Source organism: Micromonospora sp. CPCC 205558, from assembly GCF_036902955.1.
Taxonomy (GTDB): domain Bacteria; phylum Actinomycetota; class Actinomycetes; order Mycobacteriales; family Micromonosporaceae; genus Micromonospora.
Genome location: NZ_JBAKHR010000007.1, coordinates 124199 through 150401, shown reverse-complemented (window position 1 = coordinate 150401; position 26203 = coordinate 124199). Strand labels below are relative to the sequence as shown.

Annotated in this window: 23 protein-coding genes; 15 read left to right on the top strand and 8 right to left on the bottom strand. The window is 72.1% G+C overall.

Going from position 1 to position 26203, the window contains the following annotated elements; translation table 11 throughout:
• The first annotated feature begins 6 nt into the window (after positions 1-6).
• Genes V6U86_RS10195 through V6U86_RS10185 form a run of 3 tightly spaced genes read left to right on the top strand, consistent with a single transcriptional unit; the run spans position 7 to position 2034 of the window.
• Positions 7-579, top strand: a complete 573-nt coding sequence (locus V6U86_RS10195; protein ID WP_334501201.1) for a dienelactone hydrolase family protein — start codon at positions 7-9, stop codon at positions 577-579.
• Between the two features lie 34 nt (positions 580-613).
• Entirely contained in the window at positions 614-1432 is an 819-nt protein-coding gene (locus V6U86_RS10190; protein ID WP_334501198.1) for a class I SAM-dependent methyltransferase, read from the top strand.
• Between the two features lie 56 nt (positions 1433-1488).
• Positions 1489-2034, top strand: a complete 546-nt coding sequence (locus tag V6U86_RS10185; RefSeq protein ID WP_334501195.1) for a YciI family protein — start codon at positions 1489-1491, stop codon at positions 2032-2034.
• A 64-nt stretch (positions 2035-2098) separates the two neighbouring features.
• Here the strand turns inward: V6U86_RS10185 and V6U86_RS10180 are convergent, their stop codons facing one another.
• A complete protein-coding gene (locus V6U86_RS10180) occupies positions 2099-4231 on the bottom strand; it encodes an AAA family ATPase (protein ID WP_334501193.1) in 2133 nt (710 codons plus the stop codon).
• Positions 4232-4425: 194 nt separating this feature from the next.
• On the opposite strand from V6U86_RS10180, the gene V6U86_RS10175 reads away from it, so the two are divergent.
• From V6U86_RS10175 to V6U86_RS10155, 5 genes are all read left to right on the top strand, one after another.
• Positions 4426-7323 carry a helix-turn-helix transcriptional regulator gene (locus tag V6U86_RS10175; RefSeq protein ID WP_334501190.1) on the top strand — a complete coding sequence of 966 codons (2898 nt, stop codon included), beginning with the start codon at positions 4426-4428 and terminating at the stop codon, positions 7321-7323.
• Between the two features lie 138 nt (positions 7324-7461).
• A complete protein-coding gene (locus V6U86_RS10170) occupies positions 7462-8232 on the top strand; it encodes a DUF5995 family protein (protein WP_334501188.1) in 771 nt (256 codons plus the stop codon).
• Positions 8233-8605: 373 nt separating this feature from the next.
• Entirely contained in the window at positions 8606-9007 is a 402-nt protein-coding gene (locus V6U86_RS10165; protein ID WP_334501186.1) for a hypothetical protein, read from the top strand.
• Between the two features lie 87 nt (positions 9008-9094).
• Positions 9095-11191: an amino acid transporter gene (locus V6U86_RS10160; protein ID WP_334501184.1), complete on the top strand. Its 2097-nt coding sequence runs from the start codon at positions 9095-9097 to the stop codon at positions 11189-11191.
• 172 nt (positions 11192-11363) lie between these two features.
• Positions 11364-12866, top strand: coding sequence for a hypothetical protein (locus V6U86_RS10155; protein WP_334501182.1), 1503 nt, complete (start codon positions 11364-11366; stop codon positions 12864-12866).
• Positions 12867-13145: 279 nt separating this feature from the next.
• Here V6U86_RS10155 and V6U86_RS10150 read toward each other — a convergent pair whose 3' ends face one another.
• A complete protein-coding gene (locus V6U86_RS10150) occupies positions 13146-13352 on the bottom strand; it encodes a hypothetical protein (RefSeq protein ID WP_030327576.1) in 207 nt (68 codons plus the stop codon).
• A 257-nt stretch (positions 13353-13609) separates the two neighbouring features.
• On the opposite strand from V6U86_RS10150, the gene V6U86_RS10145 reads away from it, so the two are divergent.
• A complete protein-coding gene (locus V6U86_RS10145) occupies positions 13610-14437 on the top strand; it encodes a hypothetical protein (RefSeq protein WP_334501177.1) in 828 nt (275 codons plus the stop codon).
• Positions 14438-14473: 36 nt separating this feature from the next.
• On the opposite strand, the gene V6U86_RS10140 is transcribed toward V6U86_RS10145, so the two are convergent.
• From V6U86_RS10140 to V6U86_RS10130, 3 genes are all read right to left on the bottom strand, one after another.
• A complete protein-coding gene (locus V6U86_RS10140) occupies positions 14474-15730 on the bottom strand; it encodes a low temperature requirement protein A (RefSeq protein WP_334501175.1) in 1257 nt (418 codons plus the stop codon).
• A gap of 96 nt (positions 15731-15826) precedes the next feature.
• The gene (locus V6U86_RS10135) at positions 15827-16783 is read right to left on the bottom strand and encodes a 5'-3' exonuclease (protein ID WP_334501172.1); all 957 of its coding nucleotides are present in this window, start codon (positions 16781-16783) and stop codon (positions 15827-15829) included.
• 58 nt (positions 16784-16841) lie between these two features.
• Entirely contained in the window at positions 16842-17069 is a 228-nt protein-coding gene (locus V6U86_RS10130; protein WP_334501171.1) for a hypothetical protein, read from the bottom strand.
• A gap of 174 nt (positions 17070-17243) precedes the next feature.
• Between V6U86_RS10130 and V6U86_RS10125 the strand changes: the two genes are divergently transcribed.
• Positions 17244-18131: a winged helix-turn-helix transcriptional regulator gene (locus V6U86_RS10125; RefSeq protein WP_334501169.1), complete on the top strand. Its 888-nt coding sequence runs from the start codon at positions 17244-17246 to the stop codon at positions 18129-18131.
• Between the two features lie 71 nt (positions 18132-18202).
• On the opposite strand, the gene V6U86_RS10120 is transcribed toward V6U86_RS10125, so the two are convergent.
• Positions 18203-19570 carry a glycosyl hydrolase family 18 protein gene (locus V6U86_RS10120; protein WP_334501167.1) on the bottom strand — a complete coding sequence of 456 codons (1368 nt, stop codon included), beginning with the start codon at positions 19568-19570 and terminating at the stop codon, positions 18203-18205.
• Between the two features lie 201 nt (positions 19571-19771).
• On the opposite strand from V6U86_RS10120, the gene V6U86_RS10115 reads away from it, so the two are divergent.
• The 3 genes from V6U86_RS10115 (at position 19772) to V6U86_RS10105 (ending at position 22630) form a co-directional block, all read left to right on the top strand.
• Complete coding sequence (locus V6U86_RS10115; RefSeq protein WP_334501165.1) at positions 19772-20887, top strand: M24 family metallopeptidase; 1116 nt, start codon at positions 19772-19774, stop codon at positions 20885-20887.
• Positions 20884-22026: an acyl-CoA dehydrogenase family protein gene (locus V6U86_RS10110; RefSeq protein ID WP_334501162.1), complete on the top strand. Its 1143-nt coding sequence runs from the start codon at positions 20884-20886 to the stop codon at positions 22024-22026. The genes V6U86_RS10115 and V6U86_RS10110 overlap by 4 nt, the downstream gene beginning before the upstream one ends.
• 97 nt (positions 22027-22123) lie before the next feature.
• The gene (locus V6U86_RS10105) at positions 22124-22630 is read left to right on the top strand and encodes an Lrp/AsnC family transcriptional regulator (RefSeq protein WP_334501160.1); all 507 of its coding nucleotides are present in this window, start codon (positions 22124-22126) and stop codon (positions 22628-22630) included.
• On the opposite strand, the gene V6U86_RS10100 is transcribed toward V6U86_RS10105, so the two are convergent.
• Positions 22560-23171 carry a histidine phosphatase family protein gene (locus tag V6U86_RS10100; protein WP_334501158.1) on the bottom strand — a complete coding sequence of 204 codons (612 nt, stop codon included), beginning with the start codon at positions 23169-23171 and terminating at the stop codon, positions 22560-22562. The two genes, V6U86_RS10105 and V6U86_RS10100, sit on opposite strands and share 71 nt — an antisense overlap.
• A gap of 156 nt (positions 23172-23327) precedes the next feature.
• On the opposite strand from V6U86_RS10100, the gene V6U86_RS10095 reads away from it, so the two are divergent.
• Together V6U86_RS10095 and V6U86_RS10090 are read left to right on the top strand one after the other, a co-directional pair.
• A complete protein-coding gene (locus tag V6U86_RS10095; protein ID WP_124856785.1) occupies positions 23328-23522 on the top strand; it encodes a CsbD family protein in 195 nt (64 codons plus the stop codon).
• Positions 23523-23938: 416 nt separating this feature from the next.
• Complete coding sequence (locus V6U86_RS10090) at positions 23939-24598, top strand: polysaccharide deacetylase family protein (RefSeq protein ID WP_334501151.1); 660 nt, start codon at positions 23939-23941, stop codon at positions 24596-24598.
• Positions 24599-24658: 60 nt separating this feature from the next.
• On the opposite strand, the gene V6U86_RS10085 is transcribed toward V6U86_RS10090, so the two are convergent.
• Positions 24659-26050 (bottom strand): KamA family radical SAM protein, encoded by a 1392-nt coding sequence (locus V6U86_RS10085; protein WP_334501148.1) that lies wholly within the window; start codon positions 26048-26050, stop codon positions 24659-24661.
• Positions 26051-26203 lie beyond the last annotated feature (153 nt).

Sequence of the window (26203 nt, the reverse complement as noted above, 5' to 3'; positions counted from 1 at the left end):
GACCGGATGCGACACGTCGTGCTGTTCCACTCCGTGTACGGGCGGCGGCCCGCCGTGCGCGCTCTCGCCGACCGGTTGCGCGCCGCCGGGCACCGGGTCAGCACCCCCGACCTGTACGGCGTCCCGGCCACCGACACCGTCGAGGAGGGCTTCGCGCTACTCGACAAGATCGGCCACGAGGTGGTGCTGGACCGGGCCCGCGACGCGCTGCGTGACCTGCCACCGGAGACGGTGCTCGCCGGCTTCTCGATGGGCGCCGGGGTGGCCGGGGCGCTGCTGGCCGAACGCCCCGCCGCCGCCGGCCTGCTCCTGCTGCACGGCACCGGCGGCGCCCCGGACGCGGTCCGACCCGGGTTGCCGGTGCAGCTGCACCTCGCCGATCCCGACCCGTACGACGCGCCGGACGAGGTCGACGAGTGGCAGCGGGCGCTGACCGACGCCGGCGCCGACCTGACGGTCTTCCGCTATCCCGGCGTGGGTCACCTGTTCACCGACCCGGAGCTGGCCGAGTACTCACCGGACGCCACCGCGGCGGCCTGGCCACGCGTGCTGGCCTTCCTGGCCGCCGGCGGAGCGTGACACCATCATCAAGATCCTCGAAGGGCGCCTGGCAATGACGACGACGGCCTTCGACGAATATGAACGGTCGCGCTGGGCCGGGCGCGCCGGAGCGTACGACCGCAGTCTCGCCACGCTCTGCGCGTACCCCGCGCCAGCGTTGTTGGACGCCGCCGACGTCCGGGCGGGCACGCGGGTGCTCGACGCGGGCACCGGCTCCGGCACGGTGGCCAGGCTGGCGTGCGCGCGCCACGCCAGCGTCGTCGCCGTCGACGCCGAACCCAGCATGGTCGAGTTGGTGCGCGAGCGCGTTCCGTCCGTCGACGAAGTCCGTCTCGCGTCGCTGCCGCACCTCCCGTTCGCCTCCCGGTCGTTCGACGCGGCCGTGGCGAACTTCGTGATCAATCACGTGGGCGATCCGCTGGCCGCGATCACCGAGCTGCGACGGGTCGTCCGGTCCGCTGGTCGGGTCGCGGTCACCGTGTGGCCGCACCCGCCGCCCGAGGCGCAGAGCCTCTGGGGTGAGGTCTTCGACGCCGCTGGGGTCGAACGTCGCGCCGCCGCCCCGACGGTGGACGCCGACCGAGACTTCCCCCGTACCTCCGACGGGTTGGCGGGCCTGCTCGACCAGGCCGGGCTCACCGACGTACGCTGCGACACGATCACCTGGGCGCACCGCACCGACCCGGAGGCCTGGTGGAGCGGCCCCGCCAACGGCATCAGCAAGCCAGGTCTGGTGATGGAGACCCAGCCGGCGGCCATGATCACCCGCATTCGTGCCGCGTACGACGAGCTGACCGTCCGCTACCGTGGCTCCGACGGCCTGCTCGCGCTGCCCACCGCGGCGCTGCTGGCCTCGGCGTCCGTACCGTAGCGGCCAGGGCGGCACCCGGCCCGCCTTCGATGCGGGGCACCCGGCGAGAATGCGGCGTGGACTTTCTCTGTTACCACAGTGACCGGCCCGGCTCGGCGGTGTTGCGCGACGAGTTGTTGCCCGAGCACTGGTCCTACATGGACCGGTACGCGACGGGAATGATCGCCCGTGGCCCGACCTTCGTCGGCGACACGCCCACCGGCAGCGTGCACATCGTCGACGTGCCCGACCCGGCCGCCGCGCGAACCTTCGCCTTCGAGGAGCCGAACTACCAGGCCGGCGTGTACCGGGACGTGCTGCTGCGCCGGTGGCACAACATGCTGGGCCGCACCATGTGGGACTTCCCTGGCGGTCGGACCGGCGGCAACCGTTATCTGGTGCTCGGCCTCGGCGCCGGGCAGGCCGCCGACTTGGCCGTGCCACCCGACCCGGACGAGCTGATCGCGTACGGACCTCTGCTGGCCGACGACGGCGTCACCTGGCTCGGCACCGCCGCGCTGCTCCGGGCGCCGAACCCGGACGCGGCGCGCGCCATCCTGACGGCCGACCGGTATGCCGACATCGAGGTGCACAACTGGCAGTTCGGCGGGCGACCGTCCTGACCTGCCCTGCCGACCAGTCGGCGTGGGGCCGGTCTGGCTGCCGGGCATCAAGTGATCATCGGAGTCAGGCGGAGGCGGGCAGGCCGTCCAGTGGGCGGATCAACGGTGGGCGGGGTGCTGCCCGCACCATGCCCGGTGGAGTGCCGGCGTCGGCGAGTGTCCACCGCCCAGCCGAACTCGCCGGCCTGGGGCGGATCGACGCCGCGGGCCGTCCGACGTCCCGGAATGGGTCACCGCCCGCACTGCGCCGAGGTCGGGACGCGGCTGTGGCCGGCCTCGGCAATACGTCGCCCGCCGAGGCGACGGCGCGGAGCTGGCGTGGGCCCGCCGTACGGTTGACGTCGGGACCCGACGCGGCGGGACGGGGGGTCATCGTCGAGGTGGGCCTGCCTCGCCTCAGCGCGGTCGGGCCGGTGGCGTCACCCGGCGATGCCGGGGCCAGCGCCGCGGAGACGGCGTCGAGGTGCGGCACGTCGGCGGCCCGGCGTTGGAAGAGGGCCCGCAGGGCGCGGGGCAACCGCTCGACGGCGACCTGGCGCAGCGCGGGCGCGGCGAACGCGTACCCGTCGACGCGGTGGGGAAGCAGCAGCCCGGCGGCGACCAGACCGCGCAGTGCGGGTGCGGACCGGCCGGGCGTCCAGCCGAGCGCCCGGTCCACGGCCGCGCCGGAGACCAGGCCACCGAGGGTGGCGGCGGCCATCAGCACCGCCCGCCGCTCACCGTCGAGGTGGTCCAGTTCCGCGCCGACGGCCCGGCGAAGCGCCTCGGGCAGCGGAAGTGCCGTCGCATCGGCACCGTCCATCAGCGACGCGACGTACGCCGCCGCGTGCCCGGGGCGGCCTCCCACCAGCGGCAACAGTCGGTCGACCAGGGCCACCGGCTGCCCGGCCCGAGTGAGCAGGTGGCGCAGCAGCCGCCCGGACTGCACCGTCGCCAGCGGGCCGATCGTCACCCGTCGGGCCGGGCCGGGCCGGGTGTCGGCCCACTGCGGCTGGTGCACGGTGAGCAGGGCCAGCGGCAGCCCGCGCTCGGTGGCCGCGCTGAACAGCGCGTGCAGGAACCGGCTCACCGCCGGCGCGGCCCGGTCCAGGTCGTCGACGGCCACGATCAGCGGCCGGTGGGCGGCCAGGCGCAACAGGACCTCCCGGCAGATCGCCGCGCCGGCGAGGGCGGCGGCTGAGCCGTCCGGGGTGGTCAACATCCGCTGCAGCGCCGGGACGGCGGTGGCCACCCTGGTCGGCGGGAACAGCGGCGTCAGGGTGGCGACGAGCCGGTCGTGCACCGCCGCCGGGCCGTCGCTGTGCCGGATCCCGGCGAGGTCGCGAAGCAGGTGCGCGACCGGCGCCAACACCTGATCGGGGTACGGCTGGCACGCCGCCACGCACCAGCGGACCGACGTTCCGTCCACCGTGGTCAGCCCCCGGGTCAGCTCGTGCAGCAGCCGGCTGCGGCCACTGCCGGTGGGGCCGACCAGCGAGATCCAGCGTGGTGTCCGGTCCCGAATGGCCCAGCTCAACTGGTCGCGGATGGTGGCCAGCTCGCGGCGTCGACCGATCAACGGGCCGTCGTGCCGGTCGGCGCCGGGGCGTACCGGACCGACGGCGTGCCAGAGCGGCACCGGCGGCACCCGACCGGCGACCGGCACCGGCGTCAGCTGACGCTGGGTGATCAGGCCGGCGGTGGCGCGGGCGGTGGCCGCGCAGAGCGCGACGCCGCCCGGTGCGGCGTACTCCTGCAGGCGGGCGGCGGTGGTGATCACCGCGCCGCTGGCGACGCCGTGCCCGCCGGTGACGGCGTCGCCCAGGTCGACCACGACCTCGCCGGTGGCGACACCGACGCGGACGCGCAGCCTGATGTCGTCGAGCATGGGACGACGGTCCAGCGCGGCCTGGATCTCGAGCCCGGCACGCACCGCCCGGTACGCGTCGAAGCCGTCGGAGTGTCGAGCGCCGAAGAGGGCCATCACGGCGTCGCCGATGTACTTCTCCACCACCCCCTGCCAGCGGTGCAGCACACCGGCGACGGTGTCGAAGTACGCCTGCTGCAACGCGCGGACGTCCTCCGGGTCGAGCCGGTTCACCAGGGCCGTGGAGCCGACGATGTCCGCGAAGAGGACGGTGACGACACGCCTCTCCTGCGGCACGGGCCAGAGCGGGGTGACGGCCCGCTGCGTACCGACGATGATGCTGGTGGTCATGGGTGTCGCACCGGCCTTTCTCCCCGCTGTTGCCTGATCACCTCCGGAGATTGGCATTCCTGGGCCGACGGGGGATCTGCCGAACGACGTATGTCGGCCACCCGCAACCTTTAGTCGCAAAGTCGACGCGAGGAGTACCACAAGCGGTAGACAGCCGTAGAACGGTGTGGGGCCCTGTGATTAGGCTGCGTGGCATGGCCAGCGATGTGGACACCGCACCGCTCGTGGGCCGGGCCGAGCTGGTGCAGACGGTTCGGTCCGCGTTGCTCGGTGACGCCGCGCACGGGCAGACCGCAGCGGTCTTCCTGACCGGCGAGAGCGGTGTGGGAAAGACCCGGCTGTTGGGTGAGATCGGCGACCACCTGCGGGAGCGCGGCGCCGTGGTGCTCACCGGCAGCTGTCTGGACATCGGCGACGCCTCGCCGCTGCACCCGCTGTTGCAGGCGCTGCGCCGGTTCGACACCGAGGTGTCCACCTCGCACGCCCGCACCTCCTCGGCGGTGCGGGGGCTGCTGCAGATGTTCGCCGACGAGACCGCCGGCCCGGACGGCGCGGGCGCGCTGCTGGAGCGGGTCTCCCGGGGCCTGCACCTGATCGCCGAGGGTCGCCCGCTGGTGCTGATCCTGGACGACCTCCAGTGGGTCGACCGCAGCACCCGGCAGCTCCTGCTCTACCTGCTCGCCGGCCTGGGTGATCTTCAGCTGTCGGTGCTGGCCGCGGTGCGTGCCGAGTCGTTGCAGGGCGCGCACCCGCTGCGCCGGGTGCTCACCGAGCTGCGTCGGCTCCGGACGGTGCGGGTGCTCGACCTGGCGCCGCTGGGTCGGGCCGACAGCGAGACGCTCGCCGCGGCGGTGGTCGGCCGGCCGCTGGGCGCCGAGGCGGCCGAGCAAATGTGGCAGCGCAGCGGCGGCAACCCGTTCGTCATCGAGGAGCTGGCCCGCGACCTGCGCGATGGCCGCGACGGCCTGTCCGAGACGCTGCGGGAGGTCTTCCTCGACCGGGTCGACGCGCTGCCCCAGCACGCGCACGCCGTGGTGCACGCGGTGGCCGCCGGCGTCGAGCCGGTGCAGCACTGGCTGCTGGCCGAGGTGCTGCGGATGCCGGAGGACGAGCTGATCGCCGCGGCGCGGGCCGCGGTGGCGCACCGGCTGTTGGTCGGCGCCGACGACGGCTACCGGCTGCGGCACCGCCTCGTCGCCGAGGTGCTGGCGCACGAGCTGCTGCCGGCCGAACGCTCCGGGTTGCACCGCCGCTACGCCGAGGCGCTGACCACGGCCCCGGCCGAGCTGCACCAGGCCCGGCTGGCGCACCACTGGCGGCTGGCCGGCGAACCGGCGCGCGCCCTGCCGGCGACGGTTGCCGCCGCTCAGGAGGCCGAGCGGCTGCACGGTTACGCCGAGGCGCACCGGCACTGGTCGGCGGCGTTGCAGTTGGCCGCCGGGCCGGGCCCGCTGAGCGTGGACCGGGTCGAGTTGCTCGAGAACGCCGCCGAGGCGGCCCACCACTGTGGGGAGCACGCCCGCGCGTTGGCGCTGCTGGAGGAGCTGGTCGCGCTGCGGGGTGGCGAGCCGAGCTGCGAGCTGCACATCCGTCGCGCCCGTTACCTGGCCGCCGCCGGTCGCTCCGCGTTGGCCGAGGAGGAGTACCAGCGGGCGCTGAAGGCCGAAGACTGCTCTCCGCGGGACCGGGCCAGCGCCGCCGCCCGACTGGCCGAGCTGCTGCTGCACCTGGGTCGGTACGCCGACGCCGGCGAGCGGGCCCGCGAGGCGCTGGCGTTGGCCGAGAACGTGGAGGGCTCGGCCACCGAGGTGGTGCTGGCCAGTTCGGCGCTGGGCTACAGCGACGCCTTCCTGGAAGACCCGGACGCCGGTCTGGCGGTCATGCGCGACGCCCTCGACACCGCCGAGCGTGCCGGTCAGCCGGAGGACGTCGCCTGCGCGTACCTGCACCTGGCGGAGCTGCTGACCGGGCCACTGAACGTCCTGGAAGAGGGCGTGGTGGTGGCCCGTCGGGGTGCCGAGCGGGTCGCCGAGCTGGGGCTGGGCCGCACCTGGGGCACCCGGCTGCTGGCCATCGCCATCAACGGGCTGTTCCGGGTGGGCCAGTGGGCCGAGGCGGAGAAGGTGGTGGCCGCGGCCCTGCGGCACCGACCGTCCGGTGCGGACGCCGTGGAGTTGCTGCTGGCCCGGTGCCGACTCTCGGTGGGCTACGGCGACATCGAGGCGGCCGGTCGGGACCTCGACGCGGTGGCGACCCTGCTCGCCGGAGGCGGGGCGCGACACGTCATTCCGCTGCTCACCCTGCGCTCCGGGCTGGCCATGTGGGAAGGCCGACACGACGTGGCCCGGCAGGCGGTGCAGCGTGGCCTCACCGAGAGCCGCTCCGACGACGTGATGATCCTCTCCGCGTTGGTCTGGCACGGCCTGCGGGCGGAGGCGGAGGCGCACGCCAGCCGCAGCGTGGAGGTCGACCCGACGGCGGTACGCCGGCTGCGCGACGTGGCCGAGCGGATGGCCCGCAAGAGCGCCGGGGCCGCCCGGCCGGTGCGCTCGGTGGTGGAGGGCTTCCTGGCCCTGTGCGCCGCAGAGGTGAGCCGCCTCGACGGCAGCGACCCGGAGCTGTGGGCCGTGTCGGCCACCGAGTGGGATCGACGCAACCACCCGTATCCGGCGGCCTACTCACGGCTGCGGCAGGCCGAGGCGCTGCTGGCCCGCCGCAGCCGGGTGGCCACCGCCGGCAAGCTCCTGCGGGAGGCGTACCAGGTCGCGCAGGGTTTGGGCGCGGTGCCGTTGACCTCGGAGATCCGCGAGCTGGCCGGGCGGGCCCGGGTGTCGCTGGACGAGCACGACGCCACCACCGGTACGCGCAGCGCGCCGACCGAGGCGTCCGACGACGAGTTGACGGCGCTCACCGCACGGGAACGGGAAGTGCTCGCCCTGGTCGCGGAGGGGTTGACCAACAAGGAGATCGGGCAGCGTCTGTTCATCAGCGAGCGGACCATCGGTGTGCACGTGTCGCACATCTTCGACAAGCTCCAGGTCCGGACCCGGGTGCAGGCCAGCGCGATCCAGTTGCGCAACCAACGGGGCTGACTGACCACTCCGACGTATCCCGGCGCGTGTGCGCGCCGGGATACGTCGTTCTACTGATCCGGCGGGCCGGTGTCGGCTGAGAGGCTGGGCCGCGTCGACGACGGCACGGGGGATGCCGCCGACCACGATGGAGGAGAAATGATCGAACCGGTCTGGGGGCCCGTGCACCGGGACATCGTCGACCTGCTGGCCGACCACCCCGCTGACGTGCCGGCCGTGGTCGATCACCTGACCAAGCTCCAGGACCTGCTGGTGCGGCTGCCACCGTTGGAGGCCAGTTGCCCCCTGGCTGACTTCAACAAGCTCTACCTGACCATCACCAGCAGTGTGCTGGACGGGTTGTACGACGACCGCTTCATCGACCCGGCCTTCCTTTCCCGGCTCGACGTCGAGTTCGCCGCCCGGTATTTCGACGCGATGCGGTTGTGGACCGACTCCAGCCCCGGCACCCCGAAGGCGTGGTCGTGCCTCTTCGAGCGGATGCGGGGGCCGGATGCCCGCCCGCTGCCCTCGGCGGCGGCCGGGGTGAACGCGCACATCAACTTCGACCTGCCGTTCGCACTGGTGACCACGTTCGACCACCTGGAGTCGGAGCCGGTCGACGGCAGCGACCAGCACCACGACTACCTCGAGATCAACAACATCTTCGCGGACAAGATCCCCGGCCTGCGCCGTGGCTACTTGGAGCGGTGGCAGTTGCTCATCGACATGCTCAACGGTGACATCGACGACTGGTACCAGGGGGAACTGGTCCAGTACACGCGCGATGTCGCCTGGCGTAACGCGCAGAAGATCTGGCGGTGCCGGCACGACCCGGACGCCCGCGAGTGTGAGCGCACACGGTTGGACGACAACGCCGCGGCGCTCGGCCGGCTGCTGCTCTCGCCCCTCGGGGCGTTCCTGCAGTAGCCGGGACGGGGGGTCCCCGCGCTCCGCCCAGTGGGGGCGGCGGAGCGCGGGGGCGCGTCCCACCAGTTCCACCCCGCGAGGCCGCCCGAGGTCGGGTCGGTCACGCAGGGGACAGCCGGTCGGCCCGGGGGGTGTCGACCGTCTGCCACCGTCGGCCGGCCCGGGGGGTGTCGGCCGGCGGTGGGGGAGCGCCGAACGGGGGGCACGGCGACGGCGTGCGGATCCGGGGGTGTCGACGGGCTCGGATCGGGTACGCCCGCGCCATGACCGTCCTGGCCCGGCGTCGGCCCGCCGCCCGCCCCCGGCCCGCGCGGCCCGGCCCTCTGCGGCCGGGTGGCCCGGTGTCGCGACCCACCGCTCGGCCCGGCACCCGATGACCGGCGTCCCGGCCCGATTTCCGTTCCGCTTCGATCCGGTGTTCCGCCCGGTGCTGGCGCTGCTGGGGGTCCGACCGGCGACGGCCTGGGTCGCCGTCACCGAACGGGACCTGACGATCCGGTACGGGCCGTGGCGGCTGCGGACCGCCCGGGACAACGTCGTCGCCGTCGAGCTGAGCGGGCCGTACCGCTGGTGGCGGGCGATCGGCCCGCACCTGTCGCTGGCCGACGGTGGTGCGACCTTCGGCAGCAGCGCGGTCGGCGGGATCTGTCTGCGCTTCCGCGTACCGGTGCCGGCGCTGCTGCCCGGGGGACGGCCCCGGCACCCGGCGGCCACGGTGACTGTCGCCGACCCACCCGCGTTGGCCCGGCTGCTCGCCGTCGCGGACCTGTCCTGAGCAGGCCGTACAGGTGCCTGGTTCCGCCGATCGGGGGCGGGGGGACCGCCTACCGTCGGATCAGGACCTGTGAGGGTGGGACTGGCGATGGGTGACGAGCACCGGGCGAAACCACGACGCTGGAGCGGGCGCCGGCACACGCCCACCGGGCCGGACCCGGCGCTGCGGGCGGCCCGCGATCCGGCCCGCCCGCATCGGGGCGGCCGGCCGGGGGTGGTGGTGCCCGAACGGGTGCCCACGCCGGCGCGCTCGGCGCCGCCGGCCAGTCCGCTGCGCCGGTGGCTCTTCCAGCACCAGGTGCAGCCGCCGGGCCCCGAGGCGACCGAGGGGCAGAACCGTCGGCACGCCTGGTGGCAGGTGATGTGCCTGACCGGTGTGGACTACTTCTCCACGCTGTCGTACCTGCCGGGCATCGCGGCGGTGGCGGCTGGTGCGCTCTCCCCGCTGGCGACTCTGTTGATCGTCGTGCTCACCCTGTTCGGCATGCTGCCGATGTACCGGCGGGTGGCCCAGGAGAGCCCGCACGGGCAGGGTTCGGTGGCGATGTTGGAGCGGTTGCTGCCGTTCTGGCGGGGCAAGATCTTCGTCCTCGTGCTGCTCGGCTTCGTGGCCACCTCCTGGCTCATCACGATCACCCTCTCCTCGGCCGACGCCACCGTGCACCTGTTGCAGAACCCTTACCTGCCGGACACGGTGCACGGGTCCCTGGTGCCGGTCGTGGTCACGGTGGTGCTGCTCCTCGTCCTCGGCGGGGTGTTCCTGCTCGGATTCCGTGAGGCGGTGGTCGTGGCCATCCCGCTGGTCGCGGTCTTCCTGGTGCTCAACGCGGTGATCGTCGTGGTCGCGCTGGCCCGGATCGTCGAGGACCCGGGCATCGTGTCGAACTGGACGGCCGCGGTCACCACGAGCGGCGGCGGACCGGGGCATGTGCTGCTCACCGCCGTGTTGGCGTTCCCGCTGCTGGTGCTGGGGCTGTCCGGCTTCGAGACCGGGGTCAGCATGATGCCCCTGGTCGCGGCCGACGGTCCGGACAAGCAGGCCCGGCTCGCCGCCCGGATCCGCAACACGCGTCGGCTGCTCACCACCGCCGCGTTGATCATGTCGGTGTACCTGATCTCGACGACCTTCGTGACCACGGCGCTCATTCCGGCGGAGGAGTTCCGGCCGGGCGGCGGCGCGAACGGGCGGGCGCTGGCCTTCCTGGCGCACACCTACCTGGGTGAGGAGTTCGGCAGCGTCTACGACGTGAGCAGTGTGCTCATCCTCTGGTTCGCCGGCGCCTCCGCGATGGCCGGGTTGATCAACATCGTGCCGCGCTACCTGCCGTCGTACGGCATGGCGCCGGAGTGGGCGCGGGCGGTGCGCCCCGTGGTGATCGTCTACACCGTCGTCAGCGTCGGCATCACGATCGCCTTCCGCGCCGACGTCAACGCCCAGGCCGGCGCGTACGCCACCGGGATCCTGGCGATGATGGTCTCCGGGGCGGTGGCGGTGACGATCGCCGCGGCCCGTCGCCACCGGCGTGCCTCCGCGATCGGCTTCACCGTGCTGACCCTGGTGCTGCTCTACGCGCTGCTGGAGAACGTCATCGAACAGCCGGACGGGATCACGATCTCCGCGCTGTTCATCCTCGGCATCATCGTGGTCTCGTTGGTGTCCCGGGTCACCCGGACCACCGAGCTGCGGGCCGAGCGGATCGAGTTCGACGAGCCGGCCCGTCGGTTCATCACCGAGTCTCTGGCGCACGACGGGCAGCTGCACCTGATCGCGAACAAGCGGCAGAAGGGCTCGGTGAAGGAGTACACGCTCAAGGAGCGGGCGCAGCGCGGGATGAATCCGGTGCCCGGGGCCGCGGACGTGCTGTTTCTGGAGATCGACGTGGTCGACCCGTCGGACTTCAGTCAGGTGCTGCGCGTCCACGGGATCGAGGTGGGCGGCTTCCGGGTGCTGCGGACCAACAGTCCGGCCGCGCCCAACGCGATCGCCGCGATCCTGTTGGCCCTGCGGGACGTCACCGGGGTCCGGCCGCACGCGCATTTCGAGTGGTCGGAGGGGAGCCCCATCGCGCACCTGGCGCGCTACCTCATCCTGGGTCGGGGGGACACCCCGCCGGTGGTGCGGGAGATCATCCGCCGGGCCGAACGGGACCCGCTGCGCCGGCCCGGTATCCACGTCGGCGGGTGACATCGATGCCGGTCTGACAGCTTTGAAGATGAAAGAGGGGACTATTCACGTTCACACCTTCCTGTCCGTATTGCGGACCTATCGTGACGTTTGGTGGTCGACGAGCACGTCGAGCCCTCCGCGCCCGAATCAGCGCGGTCACGTCAGGTAGGCAGGAAGGTAGGCACCGTTGATGTCCACGTACCGAGAGGGAGACCGCGCGACCCGGCCCAGACGGCGGTCCCGATGGTTCATAGCCAGCGGTTTACTGGCGGGGAGCCTGGTCGTGGGAGCGGCCGGCGCGGCTGCCGCCGCCGACCGCGCCCTCACCCTCCCAGGTCTGGCCCGCCTCACCCCGACGGCCGACGACGATCGCCGCGACGGCGACCGGCAGACGTCGCAGCAGGGCGAGGACGGCGCCGAACGGGCCCGTCCCACCACCCCGGGCACCGGCAAGCGAGGAGTGGTGTCGGTGCCGTGCGACGCCGCGAAGCTGGTGGCGGCGCTGGTCGCGGCCAACGCGGAGGGCGGCGGCGAACTCCGGCTCGCGCCCAAGTGCCGCTACACCCTCAGCGAGGCGTTCCACGAGACCGACCAGTACGACGGCGGGATCCGTGACGCCCGGGAGGCCGCCGACGCCGCGGAGACCCCCGGTGACGCCGAGGCACCGCCGCACAACCCGGCCGACGACACCGCCGGCCTGCCGGTGATCTACCAGGCCATCACGATCGACGGCGCGGGCGCCACCATCGCCCGGGCCGCCCAGGCCGCCCCGTTCCGCTTCTTCACCGTCCGCGACGGCGGCGAGTTGACCCTGCGGGACATGGAACTGCACAACGGCCGTTCGGCGATCGAGGGCGGCAGCGTGCACGTGGTGCACGGCGCCACCGCCGTGGTGGAACGAGTCACCGTCTCGCAGAGCACGTCGCTGTCGCCCGAGGGCGGCGGTGGCGGCATCTTCAACGACGGCAACATGGTGGTCACCGACTCGACGTTCGTCGGCAACAGCGCATCCGGCGCCGCGGGCAAGGGCGGGGGCCTGCTCAACGGCGGCGTGCTGACGCTCAAGCGCTCCGAGTTCCACCGCAACAGTGCCAACGGGTACGGCGGCGGGCTCGGCAACTACCGGGGCGCCGCCGACGTGGAGAGCGTCTCCTTCACCCAGAACAGCGCCGCTCAGGGTGGTGGGCTGGCCAGCTTCTCGGCCCGGACGAAGGTCTCCGACACCGAGCTGCTGAACAACACCGCGCAGGTCGGCGGCGGGGCCGCCAACTCCGACGCGGTGCTGGTGATGCGCACGATGACCATCCGCGGCAACACGTCCACGGTCAACGGCGGCGGCATCTCGACGGTGAAGGGCCTGACGCCGCTCGACGACAGCGTGGTCGAGGGCAACACCACTCACGGCTTCGGCGCCGGCATCTACGCCGAGAAAGCGAACCTGCTGGTGCGAGGCAGTGACGTGACCCGGAACGAGGCCGTCGGCGCGGCGTCGCAGGGCGGCGGCATCTACGCCAGCGCGGGCTCGGTGGCGATCTACACCAGCAAGGTCACCCACAACGCGTCGACGCTGAAGCCCGGCGGTGTCTTCGGCATGCACGCCCAGGTCAAGATCGACGATGAGAGCGTGGTCGTCGAGAACGAGCCGACCAACTGTGAGGGCAGCCAGGTGCCGATCGCGCACTGTTTCCGCTGAACGTCGACCCGCGCACCCATCCCGAGCGCGCGGGCGAGCCGCCCCGATGACCAGTCGGGGCGGCTCGCCTGCGCCTGCCCTGGTCAGTCGCTGACCGCCCATTGGCCGCCACGCGGCCGAAGAGACCGCCTGCAAACCAGCCTCCTAGGATGCCCTACGGGATGTGACCCGTCCGCGCTACGGCAGCCCGAACCGGGCCACCCACGTCATCGACCCCCGCCCCGAAACGCGTCGGCCCGTGCTCCCGGATTTGGGAGCACGGGCCGACAGGCGTCTGTCCTACTTGGAAGGCTCCGGCAGCTTGCAGTCGACCTTCGGGTTGGCGCCGATGTAGTTCAGTGGCCCGGCCACGATCGTGACCAGGATGGTGCCGGCCTCGGCGCAGTTGGTGTCGTCACCGCTGTAGTAGCCGCGCTGACCGGCGGCGATCGCGCCGATCACCAACCAGATCACGACGATGACTCCGAGAATCGAGGTGCCGCGCATCGCTGCCTCCTGAGGTATGTGGTGGATCTGAGGTGCAGCCGTTGTACCCAATCGGGTCGCGCGGCTAACGGTTGCGTGCTACGCCCGCCTCCCGGCGGATCCTCCATCCGGCCGATGCCGTCCGCCGTTGCGTACCGCCCGGGCATCCGCCGCCCGCACCGGGTAGCGCCTGTCGGCTATCGGATCGGCGACCGACCTCGCCTTCATCCGGTCGAGTGGACGTAGAACTGCCTCACGGCCCCGCCGAGGAGGACTCAATGGACGCCCCGACACCGCCCCTGTACATCGACCGCCCCGAGGACGTCGCGGTCGCTGCCCGCGCGCTGGCTGGCGGCGCGATCGTCGCGGCGGCGTTCGCCAACTTCTACGTCATCGTCGCGCGCCCCGACGCGGCCACGGTGCGTCGGGTCAACCTGGCCAAGGGCCGACCGGTCCACCAGGTCGGCAGCATCACCACCGCGGTCGGTCGGATCCCGGGGATGTTCGACTGGACGCGGATCTCGCCCCGACTGCCGGTCGGTCGGGTGCGCGCGCTGATGGACGCCCTCTACGGGGCCGGGCCGTTCGGCTTCCGGGGCCCGGCGGCCGACCGGCTCCCCGACCACCTCACCCAGGTCGACCAGGCGATGCGGACCACCCAGGTGATCGCACCGGGCCTCACCTGCCCGTCCAATGCGCTCTTCGAGCGGGCGCTCGCCGAGACCGGAACGGATCACCTCTACATCACCTCGGCGAACCGGTCCCGGCATCTGACCGGCGCGGCGGAGGAGCCGGCGCACTGGAAGGCGGGAGCCCTCGCCGCGGATTTCGCCCACCTCGACGATCTGGTGGTGCTCGTCCACCGGGACGAGGCCGCCGCCCGCGCCGCGTACCCCGGTTACCTCACCACCTCGGTCACCCTGCTCTCGTTCCACGCACCGGAGGGTGACCTCGAAGAACCACCGGTGCTCACCGTCGACAGGCACGGATCGCTGCACCTGGACGACGTGCGCCGCGCCGCCGCGCCGCTGGGCCTGCAGGTGCGCCTGGCGGACACCGCCGGGCAACGGTTGCGGGTGCGGGGGTACGCCGGGGCGTTGGTGTGAGCGGTGCCAGTTGTGACCGGCCGGTGGGGGGTTGGTTCAGTGCGGCGGTGCCGGGGCCTCCGGTGGCTTGCCGTGGCTACGCCGGAAGTCCGCGTAGGCCACGCCGGCCAGCACCAGCAGCCCGCCGAGCGAGGCGAAGACCGGCGGCAGGTACAGCACGCCGGGGGCGATGGTCAGCAGCGCCAGCACCCCACCGGGTCGGGACCACGACACCCGGCTGAACACCTCGTACTCGAACGAGGCCCGGCCGGTCAGGAACAGCGCCGGGCCGCCGAGGATCACCGCCAGCCAGGCCGGTGGGGTCCGCCCGGTCGGTTCGTGCAGCACCAGGTGGAACCCGGACGCGGTGGTGACCACGCCGGCAATCATCAACAGGTGGGTGTACGGCGCGGTGAACAGGAACTTACTGGGTGACCGGGCCGCCTGGATGGCGGTCGGCAGCAGCTCGCCGGACTTGTGCACGTAGATCCGCCAGAGCAGCAGCGTGGTCAGGAATGCCACCGCGAAGGCCCCGATGTTCTCGGCCTCGTTGTGCTCCATGCTGAACATGGTGCCGATCGTCAGGATGGCGTCGCCGAGCGCGATGATGAAGAACTGCTGGTAGCGCTCGGAGAGATGCTCCGCGGTGACGTTGCGCTGTTTCTCGGGCACCACGCCGAGCCCCGGCACCGGGTACGCGAGCCGGAAGCCGAGGTAGTCGATGGCGAGTGCGATGGCCCAGCACACGATCCGGGCGTCCCCGCTGACGAACGCGCCGATGAGCCACGGGACCGCCGACACCGTGAACCAGACGAAGATGCGGGCCGCCCGACGCTGGGTCTGCGGTTCGCGGCGTACCGCTGGCATCAGGAACAGCCCACGCCCGAGGTGGATCGCCACGTACGTGCCCGCGAACACGAGCCCCCGGGCGTTGAACGCCTCCGGGATCGCCGTGGTCATCAGCAGCGCGCCGAACATCACGGCGCTGATCAGCAGTTTGATCTCGGTGCGTTCCGGGTTGTAGAGGTCGGTGACCAGCGTGGTGATCGCCCAGGTCCACCAGACGGCGGCCAGCATGATCAGTGCCTGGGCGGCCCGGTGCCAGTCGAGCTGGTTGACCATTCCCCGCGAGATGAGCGCCAGCGCGACCACGTACACCAGGTCGAAGAAGAGTTCGAGCAGGGTGACCCGGCGCGTGCCCTCCGGGTCGCGCACCGGGGGACCGCTGGCCCGTGGCGATCCGGGCTCCGGCGCGGCGAGGTGCACGGGATACTCCTGCGGAACCGATCGACTCGACGGACCGGTCCGGTCCACCGCTACCGACGGTAACGAGCGGGGGAGCGCGGGATTCCGCGTTCGCCCGCTCGTCCCCCAACCGGGTTGATCGACTCGGGTTTTCCCAGGTCGGGGCTATCCCGCTTGCCGGGAGGTCGACGGCGCCCCGTCGCCACGGGGGGCGGCGAGGGCGTCGACCAGACGGCGGGCCGAGCCGGCCAGGTTCCATCGTTGGGCGAGCTCGAGCAGCCGGTCCGGGTCGGCCGGCGCGGTCGGCAGCGCGGTGGGCAGCTCCGGCAGGGGGACGTCCAGGGCCACCCGGACCACTGTCGGCGCGACGGCGAGATAGTCGCGCGCCGCGACCAGTTTGGCGCGCAGGCCCGGTGCGAAGGACGAGTCGGAGTCGTCGAGCGCGGCCAGGATGCCGGCGATGCTGCCGTAGCGCTCGATCAGCCGGGCGGCGGTCTTCTCGCCGACGCCGGCCACCCCGGGCAACCCGTCACTCGGGTCGCCGCGCAGCGCGGCGAAGTCGGCGTACCGGTCTGCGGGCACGCCGTAGCGGGCCCGCACCGCGGCGTCGTCGCAGTCGTCGAGCTTGGCGACGCCGCGCCCGACGTAGAGCAGCCGGACCGCTCGGGCGTCGTCGACGAGTTGGAACAGGTCGCGGTCGCCGGAGACCACCTCGACCGGGCCCGGCTGGGTCACCGAGAGGGTGCCGAGCACGTCGTCCGCCTCGTAGCCGGTCGCGCCGACCGCGGTGATGCCCACCGCGGTCAGCACCTCCAGGATCATCGGCACCTGCGGGGAGAGGGTGTCCGGGACGATCTCGCCGCCCTGCGGTGCGACCCGGTGCGCCTTGTACGACGGCAGCAGGTCGACCCGCCAGGCTGGGCGCCAGTCGTGGTCCAGGGCGCAGACCATCCGGTCGGCGCCGCGCACCCGGATCAGGGTGGCGAGCATGTCGAGGAAGCCACGCACCGCGTTGACCGGGGTGCCGTCCTCGGCCTTGGCGGCGGACTCGGGAATGCCGAAGTAGGCCCGGAAATAGAGGCTGGCTGCGTCGATCAGCAGGATCGGGGGTCGGTGTGCCACGCCGGACAGCCTGGCACAGCCGTCCGACGATCTGGGGTACGCCCGGCCGCTGGTGGTGTCAGCGTCGCTCGTCGGGCCGGTAGACGGTCTCCCGGCGGGCCAGGTGCTGCACGACGTAGCTGGTCACCAGCAGCAGGATCGCGACGACCACCTCGACCCAGGCGGCGACGCCGTCGGCGACGGTGACGGCGATGATCAGCAGGACCAGACCGACGAGTGCGAGGACGCCGGCCCACAGTTGGCGGCGACGGCGGGTCGCCGCCCGGCTCGCCTGGTTCGCTGCCATGTCGGTCCTCCCGGTCGGGGAGTCCGGGCGGCTCCCCGCTTCCAGGCTATGGCTCCGGGAGGCGTTCGATGAGGAAAACCGACGCGCGGGGCGTGGACCGCGCTCCGATCGTCGTCGCGGTGCGTTCCAATCCGGAACGGACTATAGTCGCGGCGGAGCGAATGGAGGTGGCTGGTGCGGCGAGAGGATCTTGCCGATGCGGACTGCGGCATCGCGCAGGCGCTCGGCGTGCTGGGGGACTGGTGGACCTTCCTCATCGTTCGCGACGTCGCCGGCGGGACGACCCGCTTCGACGCGCTGCAGCGGGAGCTGGGCGTGAGCCGGCGGGCGCTGACCGAACGCCTCGCCGCCCTGGTCGAGCACGGTGTGCTGGAGCGCAGGCCGTATTCGCGACACCCACCCCGCTACGACTACCTGCTCACGGCGAGGGGCGAGGGGCTGTTGCCGGTGTTGATCGCGTTGCAGGACTGGGGGACGAGGCACCTCATGGGCGATGGTGACGTGACCGCGACGGCCGACGCCGGCTCGGCCGAGGCGCGCCGTGCGCACGAGCTGGTGGGCCGGCGACTCCCCGAGGTCGTCCTACCCGCCGCCGACGGGCAGCCGGTCGCGGTGGCCGCGACGGACACGTGGACCGTCCTCTACCTGTTCCCCGGGGCGTACGCGCCGGGGACGCACGGCTATCCGCTCGGCTGGGCGGAGATTCCGGGCGCCCGGGGGTGCACCCTGGAGTCGACCACCTACGCCAAGCGGCACCCGGACTTCCAGGCCGCCGGTGTGCGGGTGTACGGCGTCAGCAGCCAGCGACCCGACCAGCTCGCCGCCTTCGCCGCGTACGCCGAACTGCCGTTTCCGCTGCTGTCCGATGAGGATGGCCGGCTGGGGGCGGGGCTGCTGCTGCCGGTGTTCCGCGCCGGCGGGGTGAACCGGTTCAAGAGGCTGACGCTGCTGGTCGACCCGACGGCGGTGGTACGAGCCGTGCAGTTCCCGGTCACCGACCCGGCCGGCTCGGTGCAGGAGATGCTCACCCTGGTCCGTGAGCTCGCAGGGGCCCCCGACTGACGCCTTCGCGTCGATCGGGGACCATGCGAGCATCCTGCGGGCCCGCCACCGGGGAGCCTGCGGGCGAGGTGTCAGGCCGGGAGCGTCCAGCGCTGGTTGGCGCCGGCGAAGCAGTCCCAGATCTGCAACCGGGTGCCGTCGGCGGAGCTGTTGTCGGTGGCGTCGAGGCACTTGTTCGACTGCGGGTTGCGTAGCGTGCCGTTGGACTGCGCCTGCCAGACCTGTGCGCCGCTGCCGTTGCAGTCCCAGAGTTGGACCTTCGTGCCGTTGGCGGTGCCGCCGCTGGTGATGTCGGCGCACTTGCCGAGGGCGCGTAGCGTGCTGTCGCTGGCCACGGTCCAGGTCTGCGCGTTGGTGCCGTTGCAGGTCCAGAGCTGGATGGCGGCGCCGTTGGCGGTGCTCGCCGAGGCCACGTCGACGCACTTGCCGCCGATGCCGGTGATCCGACCGGTACGACCGGCGGGCGGCGGGGTGGTGCCGCCCATGATGGTGTCGTACATGGCGCTGAGCAGCGAGGTCGAGCCGGACATGTCCTGGCTCAGCTCCCAGTTCATCACTCCGCCGGCGTTGGCCAGCGCCCACTGCGTCTTGCGCTTGACCGTCGGGATGCCGTTCCAGCACTGCTGGCTGCCGCCGATGGTGGCGCAGTCCCGGTTGGCGTTCGCCGGGTCGAGTCCGACCAGGTACGAGTAGTTGTAGTACACGGGGCGGCTGTAGAACGGGATACCGAGGACTGCCTTGCTGGCCGGCAGGCCGCGGGCTTTCCACAGGTTGACGCTGTTGATCGACCAGTCGTAGTTGGCGTGCGGGCTGCCGCCGTCGTACGCCATGATGTTGAGCCAGTCGACCTGGTTGAACACGGCCGTCTGGACGCCCTGGACGCTGGGGCCCTCGGAGACCACGGCGGCGGTGAGCAGTTTGCCGCGACTGCGCATCGCGCTGCCGAGCTGCGTCATGAGCGCCGTGTAGTTGTTGGCCGAGGTGCCCGGGTCGGGGTATTCCCAGTCCATGTCGACGCCGTCGAGGTTGTACTGGTTGACGAGGTTGACCAGGTTGTTGACGAAGGTCGTCCGGGTGCCGGAGTTGGCCGCGAGGGCCTCGAAGGCCGAGTCGTTGCCGTCGTTCCAGCCGCCGACGGCGATGGAGACCTTCACGTTGTTGGCGTGCGCCTGGGAGACCAGCGAGGAGAGCCGTCCGCCGTCCACCCCCTGCAGGCTGCCGTTGCTGTTGGGGAGCACGAACGCGTAGTTGATGTGGGTCAGTTTGTTGTACTGGATGGTGTTGATGTTGCCGGCCCAGGAGGGCATGTAGCCGACGCTCTTGAAGTTGTTCGGCAGCACCACGGCCTGCGCGGCGGTGGGGACGAGGGTGAGGGTGGAGGCGGCTGTGGCCAGCGCGAGTGTGCCGGCGGCGAGGGCGCGGCGCAGTGGTGAGGACATCGGGGGCCTTCCCGTGGGCGGGGGATGACACCCGCCCGCGCAGGGTTGTCGCGGGCGGGGGGTGCGGGACGCAGGTACGGGTGGGCCTCGAGGCAGCCAAATCTTAAAGAGTGTTAACTGTCGGAGTCAATCAACATCTGTGGATTTCCGGCGGGACGGTGCGAATAGGGGGTTTGCCCAAACGACCGTTAAGCTGACGGGGTGGGAATCGACGAGCTGTATCCGCCGGATCGCCTGATCGCCGCGCAGCGCGCCACCGCCGCCGCCGGCCTGGACGCCCTGTTGCTCACCCCCGGCTCCGACCTGCGATACCTGACCGGATACGACGCCCACGCGGGGGAGCGGCTGACCTGCCTGGTGCTGCCCGCCGAGGGCGAGCCGACCCTGATCGTGCCGAGGTTGGAACGCCCCGCCGCGGAGGCGTCCCCCGCGCCGGCGACCGGGGTGCGCATCGTCGACCACGTCGACGGGACCGACCCGTACCCCCTGGTGGTCGCCGCCCTCGACGGCCCGGTCGCGGCGGTCGGGCTCGCCGACCGGATGTGGGCCGAGCAGGTCCTCGGCCTGCGCGCAGCGCTGCCCGACGCCGCCCAACGCCTCGCCGGGGAGGTGCTGCGCGAGCTGCGGATCCGCAAGTCCCCGGCGGAGGTCGCGGCGCTCGCCGAGGCCGGCGCGGCGATCGACGAGGTGCACCTGCGGATGGGCGAGTGGCTGCGCCCCGGCCGCACCGAGGCCGAGGTCGCCACCGACATCGCCGCAGCGATCCGCGCCGCCGGGCACGTCACCGTCGACTTCGTCATCGTGGCGGCCGGCCCCAACGGCGCCAGCCCGCACCACGGCACCTCCGACCGGCCGATCGGCGTCGGCGAGCCGGTGGTGGTCGACATCGGCGGCACGATGGCGTCGGGTTACCGCTCGGACTGCACCCGCACCTACCTGGCGGGTGGGCCGGCGCCGGCCGACTTCCTCGACTACTACGCGGTGCTGCGCGACGCCCAACGCGCCGCCGTCGAGGCGGTGCGGCCCGGAATCACCGGCGCGGCGGCCGACGCCGCGGCCCGGGCGCCGATCACCGCCGCCGGTTACGGCCCCGCGTTCCTGCACCGCACCGGCCACGGCATCGGTCTCGACGGGCACGAGGAGCCGTACCTGGTGGCCGGCAACGACAGACCCCTCGAAGCCGGCATGGCGTTCTCCATCGAACCGGGCATCTACCTGGCGGGGCGGCACGGCGCCCGCATCGAGGACATCGTCGTCTGCACCACGGACGGCGTGCAACGGCTCAACACCACCCCCACGGAGCTCATCGCGCTATGACTGTCGACCGGATCCTCCCCACCGACGAGGCCCACGACCTGCTGGGTCTCGCCACCGAGCTCGCCGACGGCGAGCTCGCGCCGAAGGCCGCGGCCTTCGAGGAACGCGCCGAGTTCCCCCGCGAGGTGCTGCGGACGCTGGGCCGCGCCGGCCTGCTCGGCCTGCCCTACCCCGAGGAGTACGGCGGCGCGGCCCAGCCGTACGAGGTGTACCTGCAGGTGCTGGAGATCCTGGCCAGCCGCTGGCTCGCGGTCGCCGAGGCGGTCAGCGTGCACACCCTGTCCTGCTATCCGGTGGCGGCGTTCGGCAGCGACGAGCAGCGCAAGCTGCTGCCGGACATGCTCGGTGGCGAGTTGCTGGGCGCATACTGCCTCTCCGAGCCGCAGGGTGGCTCGGACGCGGCGGCGCTGACCACCCGGGCGGACCGTGACGGGGACGCGTACCTGGTCTCCGGCACCAAGGCGTGGATCACCCACGCCCGGACGGCCGACTTCTACAACATCTTCTGCCGCACCGGCGGGCCCGGTCCGAAGGGGATCTCCTGCCTGCTCGCCGACGCCGGCACGGCCGGCATCACCCCGCAGGCGGCCGAGCGGACGATGGGGTTGCGCGCGTCCCCGGTGGCGCAGATCGCCTTCGACGAGGCGCGGGTGCCGGCCGACCGGCTGATCGGCGGCGAGGGGATGGGCTTCACCATCGCGATGTCCGCGCTGGACTCCGGCCGGCTGGGCATCGCGGCGTGCGCGGTGGGGCTGGCCCAGGCCGCCCTGGACTACGCCGTCTCCTACGCCCGCGAGCGGCAGCAGTTCGGCCGCTCCATCATCGACTTCCAGGGGTTGGGGTTCCTCCTCGCCGACGCGGCCACCCAGATCTCCGCCGCCCGCGCGCTGACCCTGGCGGCGGCCCGGCTGCGCGACGCCGGCCGCCCGTACGCGATCGAGGCGGCCAAGGCGAAGCTCTTCGCCACCGACATGGCGATGCGGGTGACCACCGACGCGGTGCAGGTGCTCGGCGGCGCGGGTTACGTGGCCGACCACCCGGTGGAGCGGTACATGCGCGAGGCGAAGGTGTTGCAGATCGTGGAGGGCACCAACCAGATCCAGCGGATGGTGATCTCCCGGGCCCTCGCGAAGGGCTGACGACGGCGCGTGGTGGCGCGGCTGCGATGGGTGCGTCGCGGCCCGCCACCCCGGTACCTCGTCGCCGTGCGGCGGTTTTCCCGGTAGGTTGCACGCCGTGGAGGAGATCGACCGCGCTATCGTCGCCGCGCTGACCGCCGACGGCCGTTTGTCGTACACCGACCTGGCCGAGCGGGTGGGGCTGTCGGTGTCCGCCGTGCACCAGCGGGTCCGCCGGCTGGAACAGCGCGGGGTGATCAAGGGGTACGCCGCCCGGGTGTCGTTCGAGGCGCTGGACCTGCCGCTGACCGCCTTCGTGGCGATCCGGCCCTTCGACCCGTCGCAGCCGGACGACGCCCCGGAGCGGCTGGCCCACCTGCCGGAGATCGACTCCTGCTACTCGGTGGCGGGGGAGGACTTCTACATGCTGCTGGTGCGGGTGGCCAGCCCCACCGACCTGGAGCGGGTGCTGCAGGACATTCGCACCTCGGCGAACGTCACGACCCGCACGACAGTGGTGTTGTCCACGCCGTACGAGAACCGGCCGCCGAAGATCAGCGCTGCGGCACCGAGTCGGTCGCGGTCCCGGGCGCCGGAGGAGCCGGCTGGTTCCACCGCAGGATGACCTGCCGGCCGTGTTCGTGGCCGAGCGCGCTGACCGTGGCGGTGTCCAGGCGTAGCCGCCCACCGGCGGACGGGGGCAGGCCGATCCAGCGGGCACCGAGCACCCGCAGGCTGTGCGCGTGCCCGACCAGCGCGACGGTGCCACGGTCGAGCAGCGGGGTGACGCGTGTCAGCACCCGGTCGAGCCGTTCGCCGACCTGCGCGGGGGACTCCCCGCCGGGGCAGCCGTCGGTCCAGATGTTCCAGTGCGGATCGTCGTCGTGGATGTCGACGGTGGTGCGGCCCTCGTACTCGCCGTAGTTCCATTCGCTGAGGTTCTCGTCGACGGCGTCGACGGTGAGCCCGGCCAGCTGCGCGGTGCGCAGCGCCCGGGAGCGGGGACTGGCCAGCACGCTGACGAAGCGCCGGCCGGCCAGGAACGCGGCCAGGGTGCGGGCCTGTCGCTCGCCGTCGGGGGTCAGCTCCAGGTCCGTGTACGAGGTGTGCCGCAGGCTGGCGCTCCAGGTGGTCTCGCCGTGCCGGATCAGCAGGAGCTCTCCCATGCGGTCAGTTAACCATCGTCGCCTGGGCCGACAGGCCGTCCTCCCTCAACCTATCTTCCTAGGACGCCTTAGCGGGTGTGCCAACCGGCACCGCCGGTTTCAGCACCGGGAGACCGGGCAAGTGAGCCTCGACAACCGCCAGACCGAGGAGGCGCGATGAGCTTCACCGAGAAGGCCAAGAACAAGGTTGAGCAGATGGCCGGCGCCGCGAGGGAGCGCGTCGGCGACATGACCGACAACGAGCGGATGCGTGGCGAGGGCGCCAGCCAGGAGAGCGACGCGCGCGCCAAGCAGGCCGGTCAGAACGTCAAGGACGCCGGTCGCAACATGAAGGACTCCTTCACGAAGTGACCTGAGCGGTCCGCGGGTCCCCGGGCGTCGATGCCGTCCGGGGACCCGTCGTGCTGCGGTTACTGGGTGTTGTTCGTGCGGCAGGCGGGGGGCGTGCGGGGCAGTGAGGGTGGCTCGCGTTTGGGATGATCGGCGGCGTGATTCGCGCTCGACTTCGTCCGTTGTGGTGTGGCGTACTCGCGGCAGTGACCGTTGTCGGCGGGGCCGCGTGTACGGCGTCTCGGGTGCCGCCGCCGGACCGGCCGGTCTTCGTCGGGTCGTCGGCCTCGTCGACCCCTACCGGTGCGCCGTCGGCGGTCGCCTCTTCGGCGGTGCCGTCGACGCGTGTTTCTCCGGCGGTACCGTCGGCCGCCGTCTCGTCGCCGCCGGCGGTTGCCACGACGCCGGGCGCGACGCCGATCGGGAGCAGGGCCCCGGTGGTGGATCATGGCCCGCGCACTGGTGCCAAGGTGGCGTTGACCTTCGACGCGGACATGACCAACGGGATGTTGGCCAGCCTTCGCACCGGCCGGGTGCGGTCGTACGCCAACCTGCGCATCCTGGACCTGCTGGAGCGGGAGCAGGTGCCGGCGACGTTCTTCCTGACTGGCAAGTGGGTGCAGCGGTATCCGGACGTGACCCGGCGGATCGCCGGCAATCCGCGCTTCGAGTTGGCCAACCACACCTACGGGCACGCGGCGTTCACCGCCGGTTGTTACGACCTGCCGCGGCTGTCGGTCGACAAGTTGGCCGGCGATGTGGCGCGAACGTTCGAGGTGATCGAGCCGTACGGGGGTCGGCAGACCCGGTACTTCCGGTTTCCGGGGCTCTGCCACGATGCGGCGGCGCTGGACGCCCTGGCCCCGTTGGGTGTGACGGTCGTTGACGGGGACGTGGTCAGCGGCGATCCGTTCGCGACGGCGTGGAAGCCGTTGGTGCGGGCGGTGTTGGACCACGTCCGCCCGGGGTCGGTGGTGATCATGCATGTGACCGAGGCGAACGCGGCGATGACCGATGAGGCGTTGCCGCACATCCTGGCGGGGTTGCGGGAGCGGGGGTTGGTGCCGGCGCCGTTGTCGGAGGTGCTGGCCGGCTGAGGGTTCCCGGATACCCGACACCCCCGGGAGCGAGCTCCCGGGGGTGTTCTGTGTGGAGGGTCAGTCGTCGCGGTGGTCGGCCCACCACTGCTGGCCGTCGGCGGGGAGGGTGTCGATCGGGTCGTAGTAGGCGTAGCGCTTGTTGAGCGCCTCCAGGTCGGCCGATTCGATGGACGTGCGGTAGTTCTTCGTCCAGTAGGAGATGCCGCGCTCACGGTCGTAGTCGGTGAGCATGTGCACCCAGCGCTTACCGACGAAGGGGACGTCGCAGACGATGCGGGGGGTGGCGTAGCCGGGGAGGTAGCCCATGATGTCGTGCTGGAGTTGCTGGGCGTGCCAGACCGGGACGCGCCAGTGTTCGGCGTTGGGGATCATGTCGCACATGTAGAAGTAGTACGGCAGGATCCCGGCCTCACCTTGCAGGGCGAAGCAGAGGTCGAGCAGTTCCGGGGTGGTGGCGTTGACGCCGCGCATGAGGACGCCCTGGTTGCGGACGTCGCGGACGCCGACGTCGAGGGCGGTCTGGGCGGCCTTGGCGACCAGTGGGGTGAGGGACTGGGCGTGGTTGACGTGGGTGTGGATGGCGAGGTTGACGCCGCGGCGGGCGGCGGTGCGGGCCACCCGCTCCAGGCCTTCGACGACGTCGGGCTGCAGCCAGTGTTGGGGCAGGCCCATGAGGGCCTTGGTGGCGAGCCGGATGTCGCGGACCGTCTCCAGTTCCAGCAGGCGCATGAGGTACGACTCGAGGTTGCGCCAGGGGACGTTGGCGACGTCGCCGCCGGAGACGACGACGTCGCGTACGCCGGGGTGGGCTTTGAGGTAGGCGATGTGGGCGTCGTAGCGGTCGACGGGCTTGAGGGTGAGTTTGAGTTTGTCGACGGTGGGGGTGGAGTTGCCGACGAGGTCCATGCGGGTGCAGTGCCCGCAGTACTGGGGGCAGGTGGACAGCAGTTCGGCGAGGACCTTGGTGGGGTAGCGGTGGGTGAGGCCTTCGGCGACCCACATGTCGTGCTCGTGGAGGCTGTCGCGGCTGGCGTAGGGGTGTGAGGGCCAGTCGGTGCGTCGGTCGGAGGCGACCGGGATCATGTAGCGGCGGATGGGGTCGGCGAGCAGCGCCTCGGTGGTGGGGGTCGCGAACGGCACCATCGTGTTGATCATCTGGGGTGGCACCAGCATGGACATGGTGGCCAGGGCCTTCTGGTCGGCCTCGAGGTCGGCGTAGAAGGTGTCGTCGATCAGGTCGCCGAGGACGGCGCGGAGCTGCTTGGTGTTCTTGACGCAGTTGACGCGCTGCCACTGGGCGGATTCCCACTGGTCTCGGGTGACGTGGCGCCAGCCGGGGAAGCGGGTCCAGTCGGGTTCGACCAGGGGGCGGCGGTGGTATTCGTAGGGCTGCCCGGCGGTCGGTGCGGCGACCGGGGCGTGACGGGGGTGCGGGATGGTGTGGGTCACGGCCCCTCCTCGGTGTTGCGGCTGATCATCGAAGCCCGAAGGCTACTGGAAAATATCCGGCAAAGAAATTAGTCTGCCGTAAGTTTTCCCGTTACGCGAGCCTTGACCGGGGCTTCAAACGGCTGGACAGGGGAGGTTGGCGTGACGTCACCG